This window comes from Protofrankia sp. Cj5 (assembly GCF_917627405.1).
Classification (GTDB): domain Bacteria; phylum Actinomycetota; class Actinomycetes; order Frankiales; family Frankiaceae; genus Protofrankia.
The window spans coordinates 1-9,194 of sequence record NZ_CAKJTO010000148.1; the positions used below are offsets into that span (position 1 = coordinate 1).

Genomic DNA, 9,194 nt, shown 5'->3' on the forward strand with positions numbered 1-9,194 from the left:
AGTTGCGATGTCCTTGACCAGCGCCGCGTCAAGGCCCGTGGCAGTGCCGGCCACGGCGAAGATCGTGCTGGGCATCGGGGTGGTGAAGAGCGGCACGACGACCGGGCCGTTGACCCCGAATGTTCCCTTGTGGATGTGGCCGAGGGTCGGTGAGATACCCAGCCAGGCGAAGGAATAGCCGACCTCTGTGTCCCGAGGATGGATGAACGCCACCGCCCGACCGGTCGGGTCGCCGACCGCCGGACCGCCGGCAACCGGGACCTCCTGGTCACCGGAGAGGAACGCCTTGCTTCCGCTGCCCCCGAGCAGGCTGAGCAGATCGGCGGGCGCATCCAGCTTGGTGAGCTGGCCGCGTACGGCGCCACCGGGGAATTCCTGTGTGTGCAGGTTCAGATAGAACCCGGCCGGGTCCGCGCGCAGCGCGTCCGCTATAGCTGGGTCGCTGACTGTTACAGCACCCGCATCCGCGGTCACCGTTTCTGGCACCGCGGTACCCCACAGCGCCACCTTGACATCGCCGTTGACGCCAGCGGCGCCTTGATGGATGTGACCGAGTGTCGGCGCGCCGATTCCCTTCCAGGAGAACGCGAAGGTCACGCGGTCACCCTGCAGCCGGATGATGGCGGTAGCGCTACCGTCGGGATCGCCGACCGCTGGTTTGCCGGCAACCGGTACCTCGTTGGAGCCCTCCAGTTTGGCTTTGAAGAATACCGGCTTGAGCCGGGCGCGCCGGATGCCAGCGGCGCGATCTGGCCTGGCGGTGGTGCTTGTGACGGTCGTGTGGTCTGGCGTGTGCGGGGCCGCCTGGGCGGTTGCCTGCACCGCTGTGACACCGACCAAACCAAGACTGAGTGCCAGCGTCGACAGCGCTAAAGCGGGTGCTCGCATCTCCCATATCCTTTCGTACCGGTAGCTCCGTATAGAGTCCATTTGGCGGATCATCATAGACACGTGGCGCGGGCTGCCGTTGGTTCACCGCAGCTTGGTTCTGTCGTCCGTTGAACTGGGGCGGGGACGGCTACGTGTGAGTTCCGAATCCATCTCACCTGTCTGGAGGAAATCTCATGCGCACCCGGATGTTCTTACTCGGGGCACTCCTTGTCACCAGCCTCGCCGCCTGCGGTAGCGGATCCGGCCAGGGCCAGCACGACACCCCGGCTACCCCGGCCACCCAGGCCGCGGAGCCGGTAGCGGTCAAGATCGCAGATTCCAGCCTCGGGCCCATCCTGACCGACCAGGACGGACGGACTCTCTACGCCTTCGCTGAGGACAAGAACGGCACCAGCACCTGCACGGGCCAGTGCGTCGCCACCTGGCCCGCGCTGATCAGCCGTACCCCTGTCGTCGCCGGGACAGGCACCGACAAGGGGCTCCTGTCGCAGGTCACCCGGGCCGAAGGAACCAACCAGGCGGTTTACGGCGACTGGCCTCTCTACCTCTACGTCGGCGACATGGGACCCGGTGACGTCGATGGGCAGGGCGTCGACGGTGTCTGGTTCGTGATCGGCGCCGATGGGAAGCTGATCAAAACGACATCGTGACCGCCGGCCGCACGGTGCGGAATCGACCGCCAGCGTCGCCTCCGGGCATCGACAGCCATGTGTAGGGCCGGCAGCCGCGGGTAGCCCGGATCGTCGCGGGGCATCGGACCAGACATTGGCCCAGGCGGTCGGCGGGCGTTCGCACGACGGGTTTGCTACCGGTGACAGAAGTGGTCACCGGTAGTGAGCCATGCACACCACGTGCGCGCGGCGGCTGGCGATGGAGGCCCGCCGCCGGCCGCCACGGTGAACCGACGCGTTCGGGTGGCATTCGACCGGAGGCCAGGACCTGGAGGCCACCGGAGCTGGAGGCCACCGGAGCTGGAGGCCACCGGAGCCGGAGGCCACCGGATCCGGGTGGCGATACTCTCCTCATCGTGCTGAGAGAACTCGATCTGCGGGGAACCCTTCCCTCGCCGGTGCGGCTGCGTGGGCTGCTGCCCCGCGCGGCCCTGGACGTCGACGCGGCCTTGGACGCGGTTCGTCCTGTCTGTGACGATGTGCGTGACCGTGGTGACGCTGCGGTCCTCGACGCGGGCGAGCGCTTCGACGGGGTGCGCTTGGACGCGCTGCGGGTTACGCCCGCCGCGCTCACCGACGCGCTTGCGCACATCGGCACGGCCGTCCGGGACGCCTTGGCGGAGGCGATCCGCCGTACCCGGCTGGTCCATCGCGCGCAGTGCCGTGAACCGGTGACCGTCGAGGTGGCGCCGGGTACCCGGGTCACCGAACGCTGGATCGCGGTGGAGCGGGTCGGTCTGTACGTGCCGGGTGGGCGGGTCGCCTACCCGAGCAGCGTGGTGATGAACGTCGTGCCAGCGCAGGAGGCTGGTGTGGCCTCGCTTGCCGTGGCCTCGCCGCCACAGCGGGAGTTCGGTGGGCTGCCCCATCCGGTCGTTCTTGCCGCTTGCGCGCTACTGGGTGTGGACGAGGTGTACGCGGCGGGTGGCGCGCAGGCGATCGCGATGTTCGCGCATGGAACAGCCAGCTGCCCGGCTGTGGACGTGGTGACCGGGCCGGGCAACATCTACGTGACCGCGGCCAAGCGGCTGCTGCGTGGCCTGGTCGGAGTGGATGCCGAGGCCGGGCCGACCGAGATCGCGATTCTCGCCGACCATACCGCGGATCCCGCGTACATCGCGGCCGATCTGGTGTCGCAGGCCGAGCACGATCCGATGGCCGCCTGTCTGCTCGTCACCCCGTCCGTCGAGCTGCGCGACGCGGTCGTGGTCGAGCTGTCCAAGCGGGTGCCGGTGACCCGCCATCGCGAGCGGGTGGAGGCTGCCCTGGCCGGTCAGGGCGCGGTGGCTGTGGTCGACGATGTGGATGCGGGCCTGACCGTGGTCAACGCCTGGGCCGCCGAGCATCTGGAGATCCAGACCGTGGACGCGGCCACGGTCGCGGCCCGGGTCCGTAACGCCGGGGCTGTGTTCGTCGGGCCGTGGGCGCCGGTGTCGCTCGGTGACTATCTCGCCGGTTCCAACCATGTCCTGCCGACGGGCGGCACCGCCCGGCACAGCGGCGGGCTCGCGGTGGCCGCTTTTCAACGGCAGGTCCACGTAGTGGAGTGCGACCGTGCGGCGCTCGCCCAGGTGGCTCCCTGGATCGCCGCGCTCGGTGGCGCTGAGGATCTCATCGCTCACGTCGACGCGGTGGAGGCGCGTCTGCGTTGACCGGGGCGGCGGGCTCGGCCACCAGCTGGCGGCGACGGACCTTACCGGACATGGTCCGTGGCAACCGGTCGGTGAACCGCACTGACCGGGGGCAGAGGCCGGCACTCAGATGCCGCGCCGCGTGGGTGAGCAGCGTCGCCTCCAGCGCGCTGCCCGGCTGGTGGCCCAGGGCTGGGACAACCACGGCCTGCGCGACCGTACCGCCCGTCGGGTGAGCCAGCGGCACGACCGCGACATCGGTGACAGCGGGATGCAGCCGCAGCACGGATTCGATCTCGTACGGAGAGATCCTCCGGTCGAACGACTTGAACATCTCGTCACGGCGTCCAAGCAGGCGAATCCATCCGTCCGGGCTCATCTGCGCCATGTCCCCGGTGCGGTATCTGCCGCCAGCCCGGATGCCAGCGGTTCGCTCGGCGTCGTCGAGGTAGCCGGCCATCACACCGACCGGCCCCGTCGCCAGGTCCACGCACAGCTCGCCGCATCCGGCGGCATCGGGATCTTCCAAGGTGATCTGGTAACCCGGGAGCGGTTTGCCAACCCAGCCCGGTCGTGGCCGCAGCCCGGGTGTGGTGCCGACCAGGGCGGTCGTCTCAGTCTGGCCGTAACCATCACGGACCGGCACCTGCCACGCGCCGCGGATGGCGTCGGCGAGATCAGGTTCAAGCGGCTCGCCGGCACTGAGCGCCTCACGCAGCGCCGGGCGTGCCGACCGCAGATACGGGCGCATCCCGCGCCATACGCTCGGCGGCGCGCAGAAGGTGTCGATACGCAGCTCCACGAGCAGGCCTGGCAGCCCTCCCAGCATGAGTGTTTCCGCACGCGGCGCGACGACCGTGGCTTCGGCGCTCCAGGGGACAAAAAGACTGCTCCATGAATGCTTGGCCCAGCCGGGGGCGGAGATGTTCACATGTCTGTCCCCGGGAAGAAGGCCATTCCAGTACATGCTGGACAGATGCCCGACGGGATAGCTGCTGTGGGTGTGGGCCACCAGCTTCGGGCGGTCGGTTGTACCAGAGGTGAAATAACAGAAGGCGACATCGTCCGCTGGAGTCGGCGCGGCCGGGGTGAATGCCGTCGCCGCGGACAGGCTGTCGTCATAGGAGGCCCAGTTCGGAACATCACCGGGAACGGCTATCCGGACGCCGGGGAGAGTGATTCCGTCGAAACGCCCGGCGGTGTCCGCGCGGCAGACCAGATGGCGAATTCTTCCGCGGCTGACACGGTCGGCGGCTTCCGGTGCGGTCAGGTTCGGATAGGTGGGGATGAGCACCGATCCGAGCTTGAGACAGGCGAGCACGCACTCCCACAGCTCCCGCTGCTGGCCAAGGACGATCATCACACGGTCTCCCCGCGCGACACCGAGGCCCCGCAACCAGTTCGCGGTCGCGTTGGAACGGGCCGACATCCGCGCATAGCTGACCGTGGCTGTGTCACCATTCGGGTCAAACAGCTCGAGAGCGGGCCGGTCGTTGTCCCGCGCCACGACGTCAAACCAGTCGAGCGCCCAGTTGAACGTGGCCGGGCGCGGCCACGCGAACGCGGCGCGGGCGGCATCGTGATCAAGTCTCAGGCGGATGAGGACATCCCGGGCGGCACGAAACCACTCGGTCGCTCCGGCCGGGTCCGCGCGGGGGCTGTCCGGCACATGTGTCGTGGTCATGGCCGGCTCGTCGGTATGAACGGCTGCCGGCTGGTCACATCCGCGGGTGACGCCAGCACGTCGCCGGCTATGCTGTCCGCGTCCGCCATGAACTCGCCCCATGGGCCAGGCCGGCTGCTGCCGACCTGGGTGAACCACCGGGTATGTTCGGACGGAATACCGAGAACGTACAGCCCGGGCTGTGGCACACCATTCCCGCCAACGGGGTGGAAGGGCGCGCCGGTCACCCAGACACCGCCGGTGTCATAGGATTTTCCCGCTCCGCTGTTTATATAGCTGGTGAACGTCCCGGTTCGCACCAGCTGACGCAGCAGCGGTGACTGCGCGCGCCGCAGATCCGGCTCGGGAATACGGGCGTCAATCACCGCGTCCAGCCGGACGCGGGCACCCTCGACCTGTTCGGAGTCCGCGAAGAAACAGCCTTCGGTGTCATCGATGTCGAAGACGGCCGCGGGCCCGACAACACGTAGCACACCGCAGCGCATGAGCGCGAGGAACTGGCGCAGCCGTATGAAAGGCGGTCCCGTCGACACGAGGGAACATATGGGCGCGAACCAGCCGAGGAAGTCCTCGCGATGGGACGCTGGTGTCAGGCCGGCATAGCTCACCGCTGCCCGGATAACGGAGCGGACGTCTCGCAGGACGTCGAGCGCGGCCTTCACCGGTCCGTCGACGTTACCCAGTTCGGCGGCAGCGACATCGGCTCGGATAAATTCAGCGAGGGCTTCCTGGAAAGCCTGCGGACTGGTGAACCGCCGGCCCGCGAACGGCCGGGCGCACTGCGGGAGGTCCAGTTTCGGCAGATCGCCGACGTCGAAACGGCATGCCTGCGCGGACAGGGCCTCCCGCGGTGGCGTGTCGCGGGCCGAGATGATTACGGCATCGCTGAACATGGCGGCGATTTCAGCGCCGAACCGGTTGCGGATCTCGGTGGCGTAGTAGACCAGCTCGACTTCGGCCAGGAGCCAGGGCAGCACGTCCTCGCGAAAGTCCAGCTGTCCCCGCCGGCGCGCCGCTGTGATTCTTCGCAGCGTGAACAGGCGTGGCTGGTAGGCATGATCGAAGCTCTTTTGGTTACGTCCCCGTGCGGCGACTGGAACACCACCGCGCGAGCCGGCGACGATGAACGGCTCCCGCCCGCTCGGCATATAACGCAGCTCATCGGGGCCGCACACGAAACGGCCGCCCCGGCCCACCGTCAGCCACGCCGTGACGTCGTGGAAGGCCAGTCCCAGCCCGATTACCCCCACCGTTGACGCGGCCGGGAGCGTATCGAGAGCCATATCCGCCGCCGAGTCGGCTCGGACGTACCGGGCGCCGCCGCGGGTGGCGAATGCCGACAGGCGGCGCTGGTTTTCGTCCAGCGCCGGCAGGGTATGACCGGTACAGATGACAACCCGATCGGCAAATATCTCGGTTCCGTCCGCCAGCCCCAACCGGAACTGTCCGTCGTGTTGCCGGTCGAGGCTGTCCACACGCCCGCGGACACCGACGAAGCGGATGCCGGCAGGCAGGCTGTTCCGCACCGCGTCGAGGACGAAACACAGGTATTGCCCGTAGCTCTGGCGGGGCGCGTACCCGTACGGATCCGCGTTCTGCGCACCGGACGCGCACCACCATTCCCCGAAGCTCGGTCCCGCTCCAGGCCGGGGCGGGCCGCTGTCAGGCGGGCCCGAGAACATGGTCACCTCGCCGGCGGGTGTGTTCATCAGCAACCACTCGGGCTGATCAGGCCGCCATATCCGGCCGGCACCGACGTGTTCCTGGTCGATCGCGTACAGTTCGATGCCGCGGATCGGTCGGGTGTCCGCGCAGCGGGCCGCGATCCTCTCGATCACGGCTGTGCCTCGGGGCCCGGTACCGATCACCGCGATCCGCAGTGGCCGGGGCGATCCAGGCACCGCCACAGTGGCCGCCGCCTGCTGAGCGGCACGATCGTTTTTTCGGGCGGTGTAGGAGAGCATCTCCAGCAGCTGGCCCGCGCTTATCGCCGTGCTTGTCGCCGTCGTCGCCGACGGGTGCTGGTTCGGCAGCGGAAGCCCCCCGACCTCGGCCCAGCGCAGCCGACCGTCAGAGGCAATCATGGACCGGGCGATTCCCGGGTTGTCAGCGTGCAGGCAGAACGGCACATCCAACAGCCCGTGCGCGAAGGCGCGCAGCAGCGCCTGGCCGATGTCGTCGCACAGGCCCATAACAGCGTCGACAATGCGTTTGGCCTCGTCGAACACCTCCCCGTAGTCCACCTCGGACAGGGTCGGCAGGCCGGCCGCCTCACGCGCGATGCCAGCGCGCAGGGCGGCGGCCGTCAGGGCCGAGATGTTCTCCGGCACCGCCGGTATTCGATGCGCCTCGGCCGCTGTCTTGACTATCAGCCGTTCCGCGCCCCCGCACACCGCGATGTCGACGCTGCTTTCCAGCAGGCGCCGCGCGCCAGCGGCGCTGGCCGGGTAGACACCCATATAGGTGTAAAGCACGATGTGTGACTCGACATCCGGCGGAAGCAGGGCCGTGGCCAGATGGCGTAGCGCGGCCAGCGCCTCGATGTCCTGCACGGGGTGGGTCTGCTGGGCGTAGCTGAGCGAGACGCTGTCCACACCATGCTCGACGAAGAAGAGCGCTTCCAGCAGGCTCATCGCGACCAGCAGGGACGGCGGGCACAGCTGGCCCATCAGGCATCCACCGAAGGTCTCCAGATGCGCTCGGAGCCCGGCCGTCCGACAACCGGCGGCGAACTGGCGCGTGGCGGTCCTCCACTGGCGCACCGACCGGGCCAGTGGGGTCCGTCCATAGGGGAGGCAGTAGGACACCGGACCGCCTTCGGTCGCGGACAGACCGGCCAGGAGCATGTTCGTGAAGATCTCGGCTGGCGCGGCTGACCCGTGCCGGACCTGGACGGGAATCTTTCCACGGGCGGCCGTGACCACCATCGCCGTGATGCGCGGACCGTGCGCGACGATGGGAAAGCCGTTCAGGGACTCGCCGCCCGCGGCCAGCGCCCGCTGGGCCGCCGCATGATCGCCGACCCGGGTGTAGCTGTCGAGCGTGATCGTGCCGACGGTGGGCGCATCGATGGAACCGACCGCCTGGATGCCGGCGGCCATCTGTGCCGGGTCGGGCATGCCCATACGCGGCTGGACAACCAGCCGGCCGGCAGCCGCGTGGAATCGAACGTAGGAACCGAGGTCCGCCGGCAGCAGGAGGGTCATGCCGCACCTTTCCCCAGCTCGGCTCGGGTACCGAGGGCCAGCAGGAGACCGGGCAGAGTTCGGGGGTCGGTCCGCTCGTCGCACACGGTGTCGAATCCGGCGTCGAGGAGCTCGGCCGATATTCCTTTTCCAGCGTCCCCGTGTATTCCCAGCCGCCCTCCGATGATGGCCGGTATATATCGGGTGGATGGCGCTGTCCGGATCTGGCGGATCAGCCGTGCCCCGTCCATCCGCCCGTGGCCGTTCACGGTACTGACGACCAGGGCATCGGGCCGGAGCGCCGTGATGGAGGACAGCACGAGGTCGTCCGGTACGCACGGGCCGAGATTGTGAACCTGGTAGCCCGCCTCTTCGAGAAGGAGATGCAGGAATACCAGATTCCAGGTGTGGGAGTCTGAGGAGACAGTGGTCAGCAGCACCTGCCGGCTCGGTATGGTGGGCGTGTTCACCGGACGATCGATTCCTCGGCCGTCGAGGCAGCCGGACGTGCGTGGGTGCCTGTCGTGGCGGTCTCGGCCGTGTTCCTGATCTCACCCGCCGACGGCTCTCTCGCCACCGCGGGCTTGCTGCGGATCGCCAGTACCGTGCAACCCAGCCTGCTGGACATCTGATGCCGCGTTCCCGGGCCTTCGACCACCAGGTCACCGGCGCTGAACGACCGCCCGTCGCTGCGGTCGAGGGTGCCGTCGAAGACGAGCATCAACTCGTAGCCAAGGTGCTCGTGGAAATCTCCGTGCGCGCCGGGGGGAAATCGTAAAAGCAGCCCGGCGGAGTCCTCACCGCCATCGTCCGGAGCCCACAGGATGTGGTGTTCGACCCCGGCTCGTCCCGGCTCCACCCATGGAGTCCAGGTGAGTTCGGACATCTCGAAGCCGCTGCGGAAGACGTTCCTGACAACGTGATCATGCATGACCTGGCCCTCCGTCGGTGCTCTGCCGCGGACTACGGCGCGTTTCGGAAGTCGTCGTTTGATCGGGGAGCCGCGTTCAGGTGGTTGCTGGCAAGGGCACGGGCTACCCCGATACCGGATGAGTGGTATATGGGATGGCTGAGAACGCGGCCAGGGCCGCCTGGGCATGGCGAACCGGACAGGCGGCTTTCGAAACACGCT

General features: G+C 68.3%; 7 protein-coding genes. 2 read left to right on the forward strand and 5 right to left on the reverse strand.

Going from position 1 to position 9,194, the window contains the following annotated elements; genetic code table 11:
- The coding region (locus MJ777_RS20910) for a CHRD domain-containing protein (protein ID WP_239377533.1) at positions 1–888 on the reverse strand (888 nt) is incomplete at its 3' end.
- 176 nt (positions 889–1,064) lie between these two features.
- On the opposite strand from MJ777_RS20910, the gene MJ777_RS20915 reads away from it, so the two are divergent.
- Entirely contained in the window at positions 1,065–1,541 is a 477-nt protein-coding gene (locus tag MJ777_RS20915; RefSeq protein ID WP_239309007.1) for a hypothetical protein, read from the forward strand.
- 377 nt (positions 1,542–1,918) lie between these two features.
- Positions 1,919–3,214 carry a histidinol dehydrogenase gene (gene hisD, locus MJ777_RS20920; RefSeq protein ID WP_239309009.1) on the forward strand — a complete coding sequence of 432 codons (1,296 nt, stop codon included), beginning with the start codon at positions 1,919–1,921 and terminating at the stop codon, positions 3,212–3,214.
- Here hisD and MJ777_RS20925 read toward each other — a convergent pair.
- From MJ777_RS20925 to MJ777_RS20940, 4 genes are read right to left on the reverse strand one after another with little or no spacing between them, the layout of a single operon-like run.
- On the reverse strand, positions 3,174–4,877 hold the full coding sequence (locus tag MJ777_RS20925; protein ID WP_239309011.1) for an AMP-binding protein: 1,704 nt from the start codon (positions 4,875–4,877) through the stop codon (positions 3,174–3,176). The genes hisD and MJ777_RS20925 overlap by 41 nt on opposite strands.
- Positions 4,874–8,083 carry an FAD/NAD(P)-binding protein gene (locus MJ777_RS20930; RefSeq protein WP_239309013.1) on the reverse strand — a complete coding sequence of 1,070 codons (3,210 nt, stop codon included), beginning with the start codon at positions 8,081–8,083 and terminating at the stop codon, positions 4,874–4,876. The genes MJ777_RS20925 and MJ777_RS20930 overlap by 4 nt, the downstream gene beginning before the upstream one ends.
- Positions 8,080–8,532 (reverse strand): cobalamin B12-binding domain-containing protein, encoded by a 453-nt coding sequence (locus MJ777_RS20935; RefSeq protein ID WP_239346753.1) that lies wholly within the window; start codon positions 8,530–8,532, stop codon positions 8,080–8,082. Before MJ777_RS20935 ends, MJ777_RS20930 begins: the two co-directional genes overlap by 4 nt.
- The gene (locus MJ777_RS20940) at positions 8,529–8,993 is read right to left on the reverse strand and encodes a cupin domain-containing protein (RefSeq protein ID WP_239346752.1); all 465 of its coding nucleotides are present in this window, start codon (positions 8,991–8,993) and stop codon (positions 8,529–8,531) included. The genes MJ777_RS20935 and MJ777_RS20940 overlap by 4 nt, the downstream gene beginning before the upstream one ends.
- Positions 8,994–9,194: the final 201 nt, after the last annotated feature.

Coding starts and splice junctions, on each gene's coding strand:
- MJ777_RS20930 (WP_239309013.1), bottom strand. CDS start 8,083: ATGACCCTCCTGCTGCCGGCGGACCTCGGTTCCTACGTTCGATTCCAC.
- MJ777_RS20915 (WP_239309007.1), top strand. CDS start 1,065: ATGCGCACCCGGATGTTCTTACTCGGGGCACTCCTTGTCACCAGCCTC.
- MJ777_RS20940 (WP_239346752.1), bottom strand. CDS start 8,993: ATGCATGATCACGTTGTCAGGAACGTCTTCCGCAGCGGCTTCGAGATG.
- MJ777_RS20925 (WP_239309011.1), bottom strand. CDS start 4,877: ATGACCACGACACATGTGCCGGACAGCCCCCGCGCGGACCCGGCCGGA.